Consider the following 18,350-nt stretch of genomic DNA (forward strand, 5'->3'; position numbering starts at 1 on the left):
AAAATATCTTGTTTAATAAATAGGAATAATTGCTTAATAATTTAAATCATCAATCAAAAATATACTTTTTTAGGTATTGTACGAGTGCTAATATAATTTTTATAGTAAGCTTCATTAAATGTTATACCTAAAAACATAAAATAAGAAAATCAGTTTATAAAAAATCCAACAGTAAAAAAGAAACCTACAGCAGACCCAAATTTAGAGTATGAAATAACTTTATTTAAATATGTATATATTATTAATAATCCAAACGTTGGAATTGTGGATATTATTGCTCCTCTTCAAATAGATTTAAAATTTAATTTAAAAGAAGGTGTTAATCTAAATAAAACTAAAAAAGACACTAAGAAGAAAACTAGCGAAAAGAATAAGTAAAATACATCTAAAATTCAATGAGTTTTACTTAATCCATTTTTAATCATTGAGGCATATATTAATATATAAATATTACTAAATATAAATAGTAATATAGAAATTGCGAAAACTAAAAACAATCCTTTTAGTTTATTTCCTCAATAAGTTCCTACTTTATCGTGAGAAAACATATAATTATAAGCTGTAATTATTTTTCCATATCCGCCCGCAGAAATGTAAAGCGAAGGTATAGCAATAAAAGAACCAGGTATTAAAGAATATAATTTACTAAATGAATCGTCAATAACTTCAACACCTTCGTTGTTATTAAAATATTGTTGTCCACCAGGAATAAATTTATTAAAAATTATATTGTTAAATAAGCCTTGAAAAATACTTGTATTGTTAGTGTTGTATTCTTTGGTTAAGACTTCAACATGATTTGTTAAAGTTGAAATGTTATCGGTGATCGTCAAATTTAAAAAGTTAATTATATAAATAATTGGAACCACAGAAATGAGAAGATAAAAAGTAATTGATAATCATATAAATGTAAAATTCTGAGTTGAAAAATTTTCATATACTTTGTGAACTACTTTAGTTCTAGTATCTTTTTTTTCAATATTATTTGCTCTAATGAGAATGAAAGCGAAAAAACTAATAATATACTTTATTATTTTTTCATATATTATTGAAAAAATAATAAATTTACTTGGTTGAATTATATTCAAATAAAAAGCTCTTACTATAGAGTTTTTCCCTCTTAATTTTGAGAGTTTTTTATAGTTAATTTTTGTATTTTTCATCTAATACTTTAAGTGCTCTTTGGTTAGATAATTGAGGATTAACTTGTCCGTTAGTTTCTTTCATTAACATACCAAGAATGAATTTAAGAACTTTTTCGGGTCTTGTTATGTATTCATCTGTAATTTTTTGGTTTTTATCAACTATATTAATTATTATTTGATCAATTAGGTTTTGATCTGTTATTTGTTTTAAGTTGTGCTTTTCAAGTAAAATATCAATTTTATCGTTATAATTAACTAAAAGCGGTATTAATTTCTTTAATGATTTACTTGAAATAATTTCTTGATCTAAAAGTTCTATTGCTTGTTTTATGTGTTCTGGTTTTATATTTAATTCATAAGCTTTGACTGATTTAGTATTCGCCAAAGATACTACTTCTGCAAAAAATATTTTTGATAATTTATTTTTATCTAAATATTCGATAGAGTCAAAATAATTAGCCAAATCAATATCATCAATCAAACTATCTACATAAATTTGTTGAACTTTACTATCTAAATATCTTTGTTCTTTTTGGTGTGGTAGTTCATTTATTTTTATCGAATTTATAAAATTGCTTGAAAGTTTAATATATGGTATATTAGGGTCTGGGAAGTATTTGTATTCAACTGTACCCGTTTTCGTTCTCATAACTATATTTGAATTTGTTTTTTCATCAAATCTTTTGGTTTGTTGAAGAATTTTTTCCCCAGTAAGTAATTGTTTTGACTGTGTTTCAATTTCGTTTTCGATTGCTTTTTTGATATTTGAAAGTGAGTTCATATTTTTAATTTCTACTTTAGTACCAAAAATGTTTACACCATATGGTCGCAATGAAATGTTTATATCGGCACGTAATGAACCTTGTTCCAATTTACCTTCTGAAATACCCAATGCTAGTACTGTTTTTTTGATCATATCAACGTATGCAGCTGCTTCGTCAGCACTTCTAATAACCGGGTAAGTAACTATCTCAATCAAAGGCACTCCGGCACGGTTGTAATCTAATTGTGTACTATCGGTGTTGTGGTGTTGTCTTGCAGTATCTTCTTCAAGATGGATTCTTTCAATTTTAATTTCTTTTTTTTCTCCGTTTGGTAATTTAATTTCTAAAGAACCGTTTGATCCAATTGGACGGAAAAATTGAGTAATTTGATATCCTTTTGGTAAATCCGGATAAAAATAGTTTTTACGATCAAAATGTAATTCGTCGTCTATTTTCATTTTTAAAGCTTTCGCTAGGGCGATACCATATTTAACAGCTTGTTTATTAACTAGTGGTAAAGTTCCCGGATATGCTAAGTCTATTTGGTTTGCGTATGTGTTTGGTTCGGCATTAAAATCTATTAATGCGGGAGAAAACATTTTTGTCTTTGTTTTAAGTTCAATATGAATTTCTATACCTATAATGACTTCAAAATTTTTCATTTATTTCCCTCCTAATAATTCTTCAAAATATTCTGCAATCCCTAAAAGCTTTGCATCTGAATATATTTTAGATTCTATTGTCAAGTTATAAGGTAAATTTTTGTGTTTATCAAACGGAATTGTAATCGAAGGATATCCACCTAAATTTGCCGCGGTTAAAATAAATTCTAAAACACCATATTTACTATTTTGATCAAAGTTAGGTGCAACACCTCCAAAAGCTTGAAATATAACAGCATCATATTTTTCATGTAAATCGTTCATGTAATCTTTTATCACACGACGAGCCTTTTGGGCTTTAACAAATATTTCTTCGATATTTTCTGAATAAAGAAAATAACTACCAAGTGATAACCTTTCTTGAACCATTTTCCCAAATTTACTGCTTCTTGTGTTTTTAATAACTTCTTCCCAAGAATCTCCTTCTACTCTAGAGCCAAAAGCGATACCATTTAAGTTCGCTAAATTAGAACTAGCTTCTGAAAAAGAAATTACTTTGTAGACTGGTTTAATTGCATTTAAAATATCCAAATTAGGTTCAATAACATCTACATCAACACCTTCCTTTTTTAAGTTTTTATGAAGTTTTTCAACCGAAACATTAACATAATCTTCTGAAAATTTTGAAAAGTTTAATAAAGCAATCTTTTTAGGTTTTGTCTTAATAACTTCTTTAATCTCGATATCTAAACTAGTCATGTCATATTTATCTTTTCCGAATAAAATTTGCGAAGTTACAATTGCGTCGTTAACATTATGTGTAAAATATGCTACTGTATCTAGTGAAGAAGCGTAAGCAAATAAACCGTATCTGCTAATTGCACCATAAGAAGGTTTAAAACCTACTGCACCGTTATAACTTGCCGGTAATCTAACACTATCACCTGTATCGCTAGCTAAAGCTATTGAAATGTTTTCGTCAAAAGTAGCTATAGAACCTGAAGAAGAACCTCCGGATAATCTGCTAGAATCAAATTTGTTTTTTACTATACCGTAAGCACTATGTGTACCTGTACCACCAAGTGCTAATTCATCCAAATGTAATTTTGCAGGTATTAAAGCTCCTTGTTGAATAAATTTATCAATAACTGTAGCGTTATAATGTGTATTAAATTTTTCTAATATCAAACTAGAAGCGCTTGTTGGCGCATCATTTGTAGCATAATTATCTTTTATTGTAACGACAACATCTTTAAATAATCCAACATTTTTATTTTCGATTTTATCATATACAAAAGCAACGGCGTTATTTTTGTCGTTTTTTAAATTGTTTAATGCAAGTTGTAAATTACCTTTGTTTTTAATAACTCTTTTCATTATTTAACCACCTTTGTAATTGTTACATAGTCCTGGTCAGAAGTTTTTGCGTTTGATAAAATTTGATTTTTATCAATTGATTTAAATTCATTATCAAATTCATCTTCTCTCAATAAATCTATTTTGTATTCCTCGTTTATGTGTGAAAGCGGTTTTATATTATCCAAATTTAATTTATCAAGATTTTTTAAATCATTTTCTAACTCATTTCAATTTTTAATTATATTATTTAAAACTTCCTCACTAGGGTTAAACATTAGCGAACTTACTATTTCTTTAATTTTTTCCTTATTTATAATCATTATACTCCTATCATTTTGGTAATGAGTAAAATTCAAAACCATTTAAATATTTTAAATCACCATTTAAATTCTGTAGTTTTAAGTAATAAGAATGTAACATTAATCTATCTGCTTTTTTACCACCGTATTTTATATCACCATAAATAGGTTTACCTAAAAACTTAAGTGTAAGTCTAATTTGATGTTTGCGACCAGTTAAAATTTGAGCAATTTTTTTATTCTTCTCAACATAAAGTATTGTTTTAGAATACTTAGAATTTTCTTTTTCTTTTGGTGAAACTTTCATTTTTCCTGTCGAATAATCTTTTAAGAAATAAAGTTCAACCTCTTTGTATTGTTCATTAAAATCACTTTTAAACATATATTTTTTATCAAAATTAGAAATTTTATCATTTAATTGTTTAACTGTGTGGTAATTTTTACCATAAATTATCAACCCACTTGTTTCTTTATCTAATCTACCAACATGGCTTGGTTTAAAACTATCTATTTGTTTAAATTTCAAATAAGATAAAACTTGATTATCTAAGGAATTATCAGGCCCGTGAACTTCAACTCCTATTTTTTTATCTACTATTAATATATTTTCGTCTTCGTAGATGATATTAAAATTTTGTTCTACTTTAAAAACTTCTTTTTTTTCTTTTTTATCAAAAATTCCGTAAATTACTATTTGGTCATTTTCTTGAACTATTAAACTTTTTTCGTTTATTCTTTTCCCGTTTATTTTAATATCTTTTTTACGAAATAGACTTTCCAATTTGCTTTTAGGCAAATTGGTTAAATACTTGGCAATTAACTTATAAATAGTTCTACCAGAGTCGTTTTTGGTGGCTAAAATTTCAAACATTTATTCTCCTTATTATAATTATTAATTATACATTAATTATAGTTTAATGTTGTATAAAATAAGATAACGCCATTAATAAATAGAGTTATCTTACTAGTATAAAATTCTTATCTTGTCAATTCAATTTGGTATAAATTTTTTACATTTTTAGACATTTTTTTAAGCATTTTTAATTCTTTTGCAAATTCTTCAATATTAATGAAGTCTTCATAATCTTGTTTCGTAGATCATCTTTGTATTACTAATATTTTTTCTTCTGTCATTAATCCGTATTCATAAGAAAGGTTTTTTTCTTTCATTCTTGTTTTTTGCGTAAAAACATATAAATAATCAATAAAACCTTTTAATTTTTCAGGATCAATTGTGTAAATTGTTGCTTGTGCATATATCATAATTATTCTCCTTAATTAAATTTTAAACGTTTGTATAGAATGAACGATTCAGTTAATTTTTTGTCATTAAATTTAGTAAAGTCTTTAATTTCATCTAATTTAAATTCTTTTAAATCTAGTGCCGTCGCAACTTCTGATACTTTATTTGGTAAAACAACCGAATAGTATGTAGAAAGTGCGTATATTCCGTTTAATAATCTAACTAAAATTTGTTCTAGGCGATCTAAATTTGTAATAGTTCATGGTTTAGTTAAATCAATATATTTGTTTAATTGGTTTCCAAGCTCGTTTGCAATTTGAAAAGCTTTATTTATTCTAAACTCATCAAAGTTATTTTTATATTCTTTAATTGAATTTATTATATCATTTTCGATATCTAAATCTTCTTGATAAGTAGTTTTTGCATATTTTATCGGGTTAGAAAAAGAATTGCTTTTCATTTTTAAAGTACGTGCAATCAAATTTCCATAAGTATTAATTAATTCAGCATTAATTGTATTAACGAATCTTTCTTCATCGAAAACAATGTCATCACCAAGTGCGCTTTGACTAACAAAGAAATATTTTATAATTTCAGGATCGTATTTTTCTAATAATTTATATGGATCTATAATGTTGTTTTTAGATTTTGACATTTTACCAGTAGGGGTAATTATCCATCCGTGCGATTGTATTTTTGAAGGTAATTTTAAATTTAATGCTTTTAAGAAAATAGGTCAATAAATCATATGAAAACGAGATATTTCTTTCCCTATTAAGTGAACAACTTCTGCATTATCATCTTCTCAAAAATATTTAAAATCATCTTTGTGATTGCCGTTAATATCAAACCCTAGTGCTGTAATATAATTAGCAAGAGCATCTAGCCAAACGTAAACAGTATGTGAAGGGTCTTCATTAATTTTAATTCCTCAATCAATTTTGGCTCTTGTTATCGATAAATCTTCAAGCCCTTTTGAAATAAAATTATTAATCATTTCGTTTTCAATTTTTTTCGGAGCTAAAAATTCTTTATTTTTATTTATATAATCAACTAGTCAATCTTGAAATAAATTCATTTTAAAAAAGTAACTTTCTTCAGATACTAAAGTAAGTTCGTGGTCTGAAGTTGGGTGATAAAATTTACCATTTTTTTTAATTGCTTGAGTTTCGGTTAAAAACTCTTCATCAGGAATAGAGTATAGACCTTGATATTTTCCTTTATATACAAATTCTTTTTTTAGAAAATAACTAAAAATATCTTGTATTGTTTTTTTGTGGTATTGTGAAGTTGTTCTTGAGTAATAATCATATTCAATGCGAAAATCTTTTCACATCTGTTGAAATTTTAATGCTAGTTCATCAACGAACTCTTGTGGTTTTACCCCTTTTTCTTCGGCTTTTTGTTGTATTTTTAATCCATGTTCATCGGAACCGGTCAACATTCTTACATCATAACCATCTAACTTTTTATAATTTGCAATAACTCAAGTTAGTGCGGTTGTGTACAAATGACCAATATGTAAATTTCCGCTAGCGTAATAAATAGGTGTAGTTATATAAAATCTCTTTTTCATATTATTCCTTAATTTTAATAGGTTTATAAATATTTTTTATTTCAGGTAAATAATCGTGGTTTAGTTTATCGTTATCAGCGTGCAAATACAAGTTAGGTAAAAAATGTGTACCTCAACCAGACTGAAATCTAGCCTCTATCAATGCAAATTTAGGTTTTTCACTAGATCTTGTAAATACATATTGAACTCTTTTAGGTTCGAAATTATACTTTCTCATTAAGGTAAAAGCGTCAATTGAACGTTCTATAGGGAGAACAATTGTTAAATATCCTTTTTGTTCAATTATTTTAGAACAACCTTGGAATAGTTGTTCTAAATTTAGTTTTACTTCATGAGTTGCTATTAATTTAGCTTCATTTCAATCTTTTTTAATTTTAGTTTTATCAAAAGAATAAAAAGGGGGGTTACAAAAAATAACTTGATATTTTGGTTTAACGTTTTTTGTGTGGTCCTTTCAAAAAATGTTAAAATCTTCATTTATTACATTAATTTGTGAGTCTAAATTGTTAAATTTAATATTAAATTTTGCTAATTCATATGCTTCTTTTTGGATTTCTACTGCATCAATTTTAAGTTTAGAACTTCTAGAAGCAACGAAAATGGATAAAGCACCATTGTTCGCTCCTATTTCTAATGTTCTACTTATTTTTTGATTTAAAGTAATAAAATTCCCTAACAAGATTGTATCTACTGAATAATTAAACATGTCTTTATCTTGGTAAACATATAAATTTGAATCAAACCCAAGAGAATTTTTTATGATATTACGATTTTTTAAAGCGTCTGTTAGTTTCATGGTTTCTTCTAAATTGCTCATCTTTTTCCTTTTTTGCTATAAATTCAGGATATAAAGAAGCTAAACAACAATCAACTTTCCCTTCTACCAAATCTACCCCAAGAATAACAACTTCAACATAATCACCAATTGTAAATGTTTTCTTAGTTTTTGTACCTATAAGTTTTGTCAATGTGTCATTTGCTTCATATAAATCGTCAATTAACGAAGTTTTATGAACTAAACCACTAGCTTTAAAGTCAAATTCAACAAAAAAACCAAAATTTAAAATACTTAAAATTTGAACTTTATATTTTTTTCCAATTTGATTTTTCAAAAATTCTGCAAATTTTAAATCATTAACATTTCTTTCGATTTGAACTGCTTTTTGTTCTGATTTAGTATTTAAATCTCCATAACTTATTATTTTACTTCTGTATTCATCAATCTTATCTTCTTTTTTATCAATAAGAAAGTTTCTAATAACTCTATGGATTACTAAATCTGGATATCTACGTATCGGACTTGTAAAGTGACAATAATATTCTGATGCTAAACCAAAATGACCTATATTTTCAGGAGAATAAATTGCTTTTTGCATTGTTCTCAAGAACATTAATTTAATAAAATCATCATTTCTATGTTCTTTTATTTTTTCTACAATTTTAGAAAAACTTTTAGGCGATAATTTATTGAAATTTAAGTTTTCAGATTTGATTCCTATTGCTTCTAAAGTGTTTTTTAAATTTGTAATTTTCTCCTGGTCAGGTAATTCGTGAATACGATATAAAACAGGTAATTTATTATCGTATAAATATTTTGCTACAGTTTCGTTTGCTCTAACCATAAAGTCTTCTATTAAAACTTCTGAAAACCCACGCTCATTAATTAAGATATGACTAACTCTTCCTTCGTTATCTAATTTTATTTTTGGTTCCACAATTTCAAAATCAACATAACCCTGTTTTATCTTAAAATCATGTAAAATCAAACTTAGTTCTTTTGCATCATTTAACATTAATTTTAGCTTGTCAACATCATTTTTAGGTTCTTGAGTAAAAACTAGTTTATTCTCATTGAAAAATTTATCAACTTGTTTATAAGTTAATCTAAATTTACTTTCAATAATACCTTCAAAAATATCTACTTTAACGTTATTTCCATATTTATCAATTTCCATTTCACATGCTATAACAAATCTTTTTTCGTTTGGGTTCAATGAACAAATACCGTTTGAAAGGCCGAAAGGTAACATCGGTATAACTCTATCGACTAAATAAATGCTTGTGCCACGTTTTAAAGCTTCGTTATCAATTTCTGTACCTTCTTTTACATAATGTGAAACATCAGCGATATATACCCCTAAAAAGTAGTTACCATTTTCTAACTTTTTAACGTAAATAGCATCATCAAAGTCTTTTGTTTCGTCACCATCGATTGTAACAATCATTTTATCGGTTAAATCAACTCTTCTACTTAAATCTTCACTTTCGATTGTTTCGGGGATATTATCAATTTCATTGTCTAAAATTTCAGGAAAACTATTTGGCGCTTTAATTTGTTCTAGGTATGATTTAACATAAACCATTGGATCAGCTTCGTTAGTTATAACTTTAGTTATTTCGATTAAAACGTTTTTAGAATCGTATTTTAAAATTTTAGCAACTACCAAATCGTTAAGTTTAATAGGAATTAAATTAGGTATTATAGTTCATGTTAAACTTTTCATTTTAGCTTCGACTGGAACAAAATAATTAGTATTATTTTTTAGTTTTATAAAACCAACTATTTCATCATTTCCACGTTCGATTATTTCGACTACTACACCACTAGTTAAGTCTGACTTATCATCTTTTGGATTTTTAAAAACCTTCACTTTAACTTTGTCATTATGTAATGCGCTATTAAAGTTAAAGTTTCTAATATAAACGCTATCTTTGGTGTTGTTTACCTCATCGATATTATAGTCAACAAAACCAAATTGTCCTTTATTGTTTACGTTTAATACGCCCTCTATAATATCAACTAAAATTGGTGCATAATATTCATCATTATTATTTTTGAAAATTTTATATTCTTTTTGTAATTGAGATAATATTTTTGTTAATTTATGATTATCTTTAGGGAGTATTCTAAAATGTTTGGCAATACTTAAAAAACTCCTTGACTTTTCGCTTTGTATATATGATACAACTTTTTCTATATCCATTTATTTAACTTAAGATGGCTTTAAGTATTATTGCAGAAGCAAATAAAACAAATCCAAAAAACATCATTGAATATTTTAAAACCTTCTTAATTCCCCTTTCTTTTGAGTTTTTGAACAATTCTAAATCGCCAGAACCTACTAGCGCTCCTGAAAAACCATTTGAATCAGGAGACATAGCAAAGGAAATAAGAATAATTATAAAACTACATAATATTAATACTACTGTTAAAATTGTCATCTTTACTCCTTAAATTTACACTTTATTTAAAGTATAACATAATTAATTTTTTTTAATTTAGTTAATTACTTTTTTTAAATTAAAAATTTAAATATTTATCTGTATAAGATATTTTTCAATTATTTTTTTAAGAAAATAAATCAAATATTAATTTTTATTTTGTGTCCATGTTATAGCTTAAAAAACATAAATACTTTTTAATTTGTTTAAAAGAATATGGTTTCGGATGTTGCTTAGACCTAAAAAAGAGAACGCTTATATAATATTTTGTAAATTATTTATATATTTCTAATGTTTATATTATTTAGAACTAAACACATTTATTCAAAATCTTGTCTATTAATGTTATCAATATATTTCTATATTTTTTTATAGCATTATATTTTTAATTTAGTCTATAAAATGTTTTTTAATTGTAAATTAAATTAAACCTAATATCCTACTAAATGACATTAGCAGAAAATGTCCACATAGCTATTTGTTTTTTCTATTAATACTCAATAACTAAAAATTAATTAAAAAAATATTATAAAAAATATTTATAAATTTTATTTTAACCCTATACCGTAGGTGAAAAAGTTTTTTATATTTTTGTTCCAATTTTTTTGATTAACTTTTAAAGTGCTATAATGTACGTGTCTTATTAATATATATATATATATATGTAAATATATATAAAACTAAGGAGGTGTTAATGCACTTTGCAAAAAGAAAAAAAATAGTGACGCTACTTGTTGTAGCTTCTACTATAGCTTCTAGTAGTGGTGTAGCTTCTTTAATTTACAATTTTTCAAAAGACAATGATAATCCATTTGAATTTGTAAATAAAGAAAGTAAACCGAATTTAATTAATAAAGATCAATTAGAACTTGATAATGATAAGATATTAAATTCAAATGTTGATTTAAATTTACGAGTTAAACCTCAACCAAAAGAAGAACCGGTGATACCAAAACCTAAAGAAGAAGAAAAGAAACCAATAATTATTGAAAAACAACCTGAAAAACCGATTGAAAAACCAAAAATTATTGAAAAACCTATTCCAAAACCGATTGAAAAACCAAAGCCGATTCCTAAACCTATAGAGCCGCCCGCTCCTACGCCACAACCAAAACCGGAACCACAACCTGAAGTTGTTCCGGATCCTACTCCTGGCGTTGCTGATGCTTATATTACTATCGAAGGAGTTAGGGTTAAAGCTAAATTAAAAAACTTTAAAAAGCGTGTTGTATCATCATATGATGTTGAAAATAAAATAGCAAATAGAGAAGAATATTTAGCTAATATAACAGGCGAATTAATTAGCATTGAACCAACAGAAGAACTTAGAAAAAAAGTTACCGATAATGCTGCCGCTGCCGCCCGCACTATTCGTGATCATGAATATTCTACTATTGGTATGGCGTTACAAGTTTTAGATTTGGTCGACAAAGGTAAAATGACAGAAACTAATTTACATTCATTTTTAATTAAAAATGAATTAAATAATTGAAATTGACGAAGAGATTATTATACTTTTCAAGTTTTAATTGAGCACGGTGATTTTCAAAAGTTTTTAACTCCAGAAGCACAAGCTCAATATCCAACAATGCAATTTAGAAGTGATTTACATCGTAAATTATGAATTATTAAAAATTTAGATTTTTCTAAGTTTACAAAACTTGCGCCTGAGGGTGAAAGATTTTTGAGAGAAGGTAAAGTTTTAGATCCTAGAAATGTTTACTTAAATGAAAGAGGTGAGTGAACTTCAAGTAGTTGAAGCGGACCTAAAGAATTTAACGGTGTTATCGCAGAAAGGGAGAGAAATAATAGTCAAAAACGTGCTTTTGACTATGATACTCCTTGGGGTCGTAGTGCCGATGATATTAATAGTGGAACTTATCCAGGGTGAACTAAAACGAAAATAAACCCTGATCAAGATCCTAATTTTAAAGATTTACATATATCAAATATAAATGGACTTGATGTTTTTAGAATGACAAGAAACGGCCAACCTAAAACTGATGGAGATTATGTTAATGATGGATATGTAGTCGAAATTGATGCATCTAAAAGTAATGCTTATGAGCGTACAAAGACATTAGTTAAAGAACTTACTGACAGAAAAGTAAATATTACTTCATATAGAATTAAGCATATGGGTAAAGCCAATGCTGCTCAAAACTTCAAAGAAATACTTCTTGCATTACCTGAAGAATTAAGGCAATTAGAGTTATTCTTTGATGCTAGAGCAACAAATACTTCATCGTTAATTGCTTTAGAAAATAAAAAGATTAAAGAATTATCGTTATACACAGATGGTAACTCACTTTTAGATAGTTGAAGTCTAAATCCTTGAGCACTTAAAGAAACTGCGTGAGTTAATACTCTTGATTATAATGTAAGTAGCGAGTATCCAAGCGATGCATATATCATTACAAGAATAAGATTTGATACTTTAGCTTTTGAGGAAAGTGATATTAATAAATCGTATGCTGATGACGATCCTACAAATAGATTCAAGAGAATTAATGATGGTTTAAGACGTGCTTACTGAGCTAGAAATAATGAAGCTATATTCCAAAGCATGGGTCCAGGTTTAAATCCTGATAATAATGAAAGTGGTAATGGTTATCCTATGGGATTAGATTTTGGTAGAGCACCAAGCGTTAGAACTTTAAGAGGATTGGTTTTTAAAGATATCATCAAACCTCAAAACGGAAGTAGAAAAATACAAAGAGCAAATTTTGCTAATACTGGTCAAAATTATAAATTGAAATTAATAGACTTAAATGATTCCGGTTTTGAAAACTTTATACCAAAAATACCCGGTGTTCAAGAGCCTAAAATTACTTTTAGCAATGGAGATGAAACAAAATATCTTTTTATTGATGATGCTGGACAATTGACAAGTAATGGTGTTCAAAGCATTTCAAAATTCTTTGAGTTAGCAAAAACCTTAAATAAAACCATAAGAGTTAGAAAAGGTAATATACAAACTATTCAATCACTTAGAAATTACGGTTTTGATGTAGAAGAATTTGAAGAAGGTGATGAACTTAATTTTACATAGGAGGCAATTATGAATTTTATTAGTAAGAAAAAAATATTTTTAAGTTTTGCTAGTATATCAATATTACCTATTGCGATATCATGTAGCACAGATAATAATTCAAAAAATAATGGAATCAATAATAATTCTGAACACAAAAAACAAGAAGTTAGAGATATATTAAATGATGATTTTTTAAATATTGATTCTAATAAGAAGCAAGAATTAAATACTCGTTTAGAAACCGCTAATAAGAATACAGTTGTTGATCAAATATTATCTGAAGCGAGAGAATTAAAAAATAATTCTTTAAAAAACAAAGGTATTGAACAAATTAAAACTTATGCACTTGATAAGTTATCAAATTTGAGAAATTTAAAAAATTATGAAGCAAGAATTACTAGCGAGAGTAATAAGGAAAATTTAGTTGATATAATTAAAGAAATTGATTTAGATATAAAAAATCAAGGACAAATAACTGACGCCGAAAAAGAAAAAGCAACTAAAGAGTTTAGTAAGTTAGTTGATTCTAATGGTTTTAAAGAAGTTTCGGTTTTTGAATTACTTAATACAACTCCTTCTTTTACGCCTCAACAAGGACATATAAAAAGCGAAGTTTTACCAACGACTTTTATAAAAAATATTTCAACATGGGTTGCGAAAATAAAACCAAAATATTCATGGTTTTTAAACTCATTTATTACTAATGCTAGACCAGAAGATAGTCTAGCGCAAGCTAATCAAAAAGGCGAGTTATTATTAAGTATAGTTTTTCAAAATAAATTCAATGAAAATCAACAATATACTGAGTCGTATAAAATCTCTGGTTTTAAAATTAATTCTCAAGGTTTAGACGATGATGGAACTATTTTAACTAGTTCTACTGAAAGACTTAAAACACCAGACGAAAAATATGTTTTAATGAATCAAAAAGAAAGATTTAACGCTGATGATTCAAAATATATAAATGTTTTAAAAGAACAACTAAGATTAAATGATTGAAAAGAACTTCGTAAAGATGCAAAAAACGTAACAGACGAAGAAATAGCTAAGTATAATAAAGAAGCTGAAAAAGTTGGATTAAGTTCTTACGAATCTTCTGCTTTAAAAGGGTTTTCTATACCCAAATATAAGTCTGATGGAAGTTTTGAAGGATTTAGTTTGAATACCGAAAGATTAATTCCGATGGGACCCACTTGAGCCGATGCTTTAGGTGGTAGAAGCACTTTTCAAATTGGCGGATTAGGAAGAAGAATAACAAATGAAAATTATTTAAATCTTGCCAAACAAACATATTCCGTTACTTTTAGCAATCAAAGTATTACGGAATTAGAAAGTGAAAGAGTTGAAATTCAAAGAAATTTAAAATTTGTTGATCATTTATCTAATTTTGCTAATAATATTAAAGATCAAACAACTAAAGATAAATATTTAAAATTAATAAACGACGCTGGAGGTCAACAATATTATTTAGAGCCTTACGAATCACAAATTTGGGATATTATAGCCAAAGAAACAACAGATACCAATGCTAGCGATCTTTATAAAAAATATTTAAACGAAGAAAGAAATTTTTATAAAGAGAAAGTTAATAATTTAAAAGTTAGAGAAGAGACAAAGAAACTTTTAAATGAAACAATCGATAACTCTAATTCTTTTTATAATTTAGATAGTTTAGGAAATACAGGTACATCACCTTCAGGAACAATGTGAATTATGGATTATGAAGAGCCTGTTAATGGTCAATATCCAACTAAATTTTATTTTGGTACAAATTTACATGTTGCAGATAGTATTGCTAAAAATAAAAGAATGTTTTCTGGTATCGGCTTAACAAGATTGAACGGTGATAATAATGGTATTTTAAATAACTTTAAATTAATGGAAATGGAAGTAGAAAACGGAACTTTTACTCAATTCACCATGAATCCCGAAACAGTTAGAAGAGTTTTTGATGGTAGAGATTATCTTAAAAGTTCTCCAAGTGAATTTATAACTTCTACTCAAAAAGAAATATTTAAAGATGCGGAAGAATTTTTAGATTTTGCAGTAATTGAAATTGATTTTGGAAAAATACAAAATAATAGAGTTAGTGGCACAGGTTCGTTTCAGCCTTCGTCTATTACTCCACAAAATTTTGCTAAGTGAGTCACTAATGATTATGCAAATTGAGAAGAAAAAGACAAAACAAAATTTAAATCAGAATCTTATTTAAAAAATTATAAAAAAATTGAATTCCCACTTGCTACAAAAGGAAATTACGATTGAAGTAAATTAGATCAAATATTTGCGTTAGGTTATCCCAAATCAATTAGCAGCGGGTTTCAAGATTATTTCTTAAAGCCGTATATAGACGATGATCAACGCGCTAGAGCTGAGTGAAGTCATTCTCTTTGAACAAATGCGGACCATAAATTTTATGATTTACAAGCAACTGAAGATGGACCGCAAGGAAATCCTGAATTACTTAAAAGAGGTAATTTCTTATCTTACAATATTGGATTTAGGTCATTTGCGTATAAACCAGGATTGACCGATGCGTTTTTAGCCGCTCCTTTAGTTGGTGATAAACCTGATCCTAAGAAAAATATATATGTTTCTACCGATGACAATAAAAAATATATTAATTTCGGTTTAGAATATCTGCCACGTTGATTTACTCCTGGTGTTGGGGCTAGTGGTTCGAGTTTAAGAACCCAAAATAATGAAGTAGTTGCTATTTATCATGCCACAAACGCTAGTTCAAATACTGGTTTAGCAGCCGCATTTAGATCTGAAGGGTTCGATTACGGAGGAATGTTTGGAAAATATACATTACCTCAATATGATTTAATTTATGGCGGTGGTAAGGATCAAAAGAATTCTTATCGTGAAGCTATGAAAAAGTTATTTGAAAAAGGAGAGATCAAAAATACTCATTTATTTAAAAATGGTTTTGATAATATTCCTAAAGGGTTTGAATTTAAGGAAACTAATGGCTTTATTAAATCAACAGATTTAGAAAAAGAGGAAGGAAAAAATGAATAATACTACATTTGAAAATAAAAGAATTTATTCAGATTACAAATCTCACTTAACCTCTGATTCAAGAAGTAAATGAAGTTTATTTTACAAGAGTATTTTGATATTGTTTTTTGCAACAAGTATTCTTGTTATGCTATTCATGGCAAAATCTTCTATATTTCCTGAAGTTTACATAGGTAACGATGGTGATGGTTGAGTTAATTTGTTTAAGTTTGACGATCAGTATAGAGAAGGAAATGCGGTTATATTAATACGTTTTAGTACGTTATTCTTTGTATTTTTATTCTCGATATTTAAAAATTATAAGAACATTAGCAAGCAAAAAGAAAAAATTAAGCATTATATATTTTTCTATATATCTTATTTATTATTATCAATAGCATCTGTTGCGTTAATGTTTTTTTATACATATTGAAATAATCCAATTGAAACAGAAGAGGGGACTTATGTTCAAAAAGTACCTTATCACTGAAATGAAATTTTATCATTAACTTTTCTATTGATACCATTATTAGTTATCAATATTTCATTTGAAGTATATAACTATATTTATAAGAGAAAATCAGAACCATTACTTTATTCATCTGTTATTAGTTTTATAATACAAATAATTTCACAATTTTTATTAGTTGTGGCGATTATAGCAATTGCACAAGCGTGAATTAATCCTGCACCAGTTGATGCTGGAAGTATAGAATTAAAAAATAATGTTTCAGGTGAAACAGAAATAAGAAGCTTCACAAAACAGATATTAATGTTTAAAGATAATCAAACATGAGAAAGTATTGAATCATTATTTACAGTTAAAAAGGCAACAAATTTAATTATTATAATTGCATTATTTATAGCTTTTGGTTTTTTAATTGTAGGTTCAAATATTAGAAGTTTATCAAGATTATCTGAAAAAAATCTTTTAACTCATAATAACAAGGATAAATATATGTTATCAATAACATTATTTATTTCGGTATTACTTTATTTAATATATGTTGCAACAACTTCAGATATAAATAAAGTTTTTCGTATTATCGGAGATGATACAACATATAATTTTGCTTATTTAACAATAATTGGTATTGGTATATTTATATTTGCACTATACTTTATTGTTTTAGAATCAAGCAAAAGAAAATTTAAAAGTTATATAACAAATACAATTGTTTTAGCTTTGACACAAACATTACTATGAATATTGTTAGTTATTTCATCAATTTTATTAGATGATAAAACTGATTGAAATATATATAACATAATAGTTATTGCTGTTTTATCAATAATTATTTATATTCATTATTTAGTAAAAAATAAAACACTTTCAAAAACAACTTCAAACCTAATTTTTATAGCAATATTTGTTCAAACAATTTTAATGTTTATTTTTGGATTAAATGAATTATTACTTGCTGATAGAAACTTTACTTTAATTTCAGTACCAACAGTTTTACCATTATTTAAATTAGCGTCAATAATTAATTTTATTATTATTTTCTCATTCTTAATGTATATTGTTGGGTATTCATTATATACACTTGTAAAGATTGAAAAAGATAAGATCAAAGACAAACAAGAAGAGGTATTAAAACATGTGAAAAAATAAGAAAAAAATAACACCTGAACAGAAACAACTTTTTGATTTATATGCAAATTACAAAGAAAAAATTAAAAGTGATAAATATTTATCAAACAGTAAAATTATGGCTACAATTTTACTTAAAAATAGTTTAGGTTTTAATTCAAAAGAATATAAAGAATTTGTTGCTAATTTAGATTTAGCTATTAAAAACAGAAATGATATTATTTTTAGAAAATTTATTATTAATTTTAATGTTAATTTAAAATTTAGTGCTAATGTCTTAGTTCCAAATATTGTTGATAAAGAGTCTTCAAATGATTATTCACTTAACTTAACTAAAAGTGCTCAACCAAATTTACAGAAATTATATGATTCCTTAAATAGTGAAATAGAAACGCTTTTAAATAATGGATTTGTTTTAGAAATATTACCTAATACCGCTTTCTTCATAGATAGCACATCACAAAAATTAAAAGTTTTCTTTGATAAGAAATTTGTAGTAGAGATTTAAA

General features: G+C 26.4%; 14 protein-coding genes. 4 read left to right on the plus strand and 10 right to left on the minus strand.

Annotated elements, in window-relative coordinates:
• Positions 1-41: 41 nt before the first annotated feature.
• The 10 genes from JXZ92_RS00160 to secG all read right to left on the minus strand — a co-directional run bounded on the left by JXZ92_RS00160 (position 42) and on the right by secG (position 10,210).
• Positions 42-1,163, minus strand: coding sequence for a YhjD/YihY/BrkB family envelope integrity protein (locus tag JXZ92_RS00160; RefSeq protein ID WP_205851719.1), 1,122 nt, complete (start codon positions 1,161-1,163; stop codon positions 42-44).
• Entirely contained in the window at positions 1,144-2,571 is a 1,428-nt protein-coding gene (gatB, locus tag JXZ92_RS00165; RefSeq protein ID WP_205851721.1) for an Asp-tRNA(Asn)/Glu-tRNA(Gln) amidotransferase subunit GatB, read from the minus strand. Before gatB ends, JXZ92_RS00160 begins: the two co-directional genes overlap by 20 nt.
• The gene (locus JXZ92_RS00170) at positions 2,572-3,888 is read right to left on the minus strand and encodes an amidase family protein (RefSeq protein ID WP_205851723.1); all 1,317 of its coding nucleotides are present in this window, start codon (positions 3,886-3,888) and stop codon (positions 2,572-2,574) included.
• A complete protein-coding gene (locus tag JXZ92_RS04010) occupies positions 3,888-4,190 on the minus strand; it encodes a glutamyl-tRNA amidotransferase (RefSeq protein WP_308699347.1) in 303 nt (100 codons plus the stop codon). Before JXZ92_RS04010 ends, JXZ92_RS00170 begins: the two co-directional genes overlap by 1 nt.
• Before the next feature lie 7 nt (positions 4,191-4,197).
• Positions 4,198-5,040 (minus strand): RluA family pseudouridine synthase, encoded by an 843-nt coding sequence (locus JXZ92_RS00180; RefSeq protein ID WP_205851725.1) that lies wholly within the window; start codon positions 5,038-5,040, stop codon positions 4,198-4,200.
• 107 nt (positions 5,041-5,147) lie between these two features.
• Positions 5,148-5,432: an antibiotic biosynthesis monooxygenase gene (locus tag JXZ92_RS00185; protein ID WP_205851727.1), complete on the minus strand. Its 285-nt coding sequence runs from the start codon at positions 5,430-5,432 to the stop codon at positions 5,148-5,150.
• Between the two features lie 11 nt (positions 5,433-5,443).
• Positions 5,444-6,988, minus strand: coding sequence for a methionine--tRNA ligase (gene metG, locus JXZ92_RS00190; RefSeq protein ID WP_241006852.1), 1,545 nt, complete (start codon positions 6,986-6,988; stop codon positions 5,444-5,446).
• A gap of 1 nt (position 6,989) precedes the next feature.
• Entirely contained in the window at positions 6,990-7,805 is an 816-nt protein-coding gene (locus tag JXZ92_RS00195) for a tRNA1(Val) (adenine(37)-N6)-methyltransferase (protein ID WP_241006853.1), read from the minus strand.
• Entirely contained in the window at positions 7,753-9,972 is a 2,220-nt protein-coding gene (gene rnr / locus JXZ92_RS00200) for a ribonuclease R (RefSeq protein ID WP_205851729.1), read from the minus strand. Before rnr ends, JXZ92_RS00195 begins: the two co-directional genes overlap by 53 nt.
• Positions 9,973-9,976: 4 nt before the next feature.
• On the minus strand, positions 9,977-10,210 hold the full coding sequence (gene secG, locus JXZ92_RS00205) for a preprotein translocase subunit SecG (protein ID WP_205851731.1): 234 nt from the start codon (positions 10,208-10,210) through the stop codon (positions 9,977-9,979).
• Positions 10,211-10,904: 694 nt separating this feature from the next.
• Between secG and JXZ92_RS00210 the strand changes: the two genes are divergently transcribed.
• Genes JXZ92_RS00210 through JXZ92_RS00225 form a run of 4 tightly spaced genes read left to right on the plus strand, consistent with a single transcriptional unit; the run spans position 10,905 to position 18,349 of the window.
• Positions 10,905-13,262 carry a putative immunoglobulin-blocking virulence protein gene (locus JXZ92_RS00210; RefSeq protein ID WP_205851733.1) on the plus strand — a complete coding sequence of 786 codons (2,358 nt, stop codon included), beginning with the start codon at positions 10,905-10,907 and terminating at the stop codon, positions 13,260-13,262.
• A gap of 9 nt (positions 13,263-13,271) precedes the next feature.
• The gene (mip, locus tag JXZ92_RS04015) at positions 13,272-16,268 is read left to right on the plus strand and encodes an Ig-specific serine endopeptidase MIP (protein ID WP_205851735.1); all 2,997 of its coding nucleotides are present in this window, start codon (positions 13,272-13,274) and stop codon (positions 16,266-16,268) included.
• Positions 16,261-17,862 carry an MSC_0624 family F1-like ATPase-associated membrane protein gene (locus JXZ92_RS00220; RefSeq protein ID WP_205851737.1) on the plus strand — a complete coding sequence of 534 codons (1,602 nt, stop codon included), beginning with the start codon at positions 16,261-16,263 and terminating at the stop codon, positions 17,860-17,862. Before mip ends, JXZ92_RS00220 begins: the two co-directional genes overlap by 8 nt.
• On the plus strand, positions 17,849-18,349 hold the full coding sequence (locus JXZ92_RS00225; RefSeq protein WP_205851739.1) for an MSC_0623 family F1-like ATPase-associated protein: 501 nt from the start codon (positions 17,849-17,851) through the stop codon (positions 18,347-18,349). The genes JXZ92_RS00220 and JXZ92_RS00225 overlap by 14 nt, the downstream gene beginning before the upstream one ends.
• Position 18,350: the final 1 nt, after the last annotated feature.

The organism is Mycoplasma sp. CSL10137, from assembly GCF_017116845.1.
Lineage (GTDB): Bacteria > Bacillota_I > Bacilli_A > Mycoplasmatales > Metamycoplasmataceae > Mycoplasmopsis.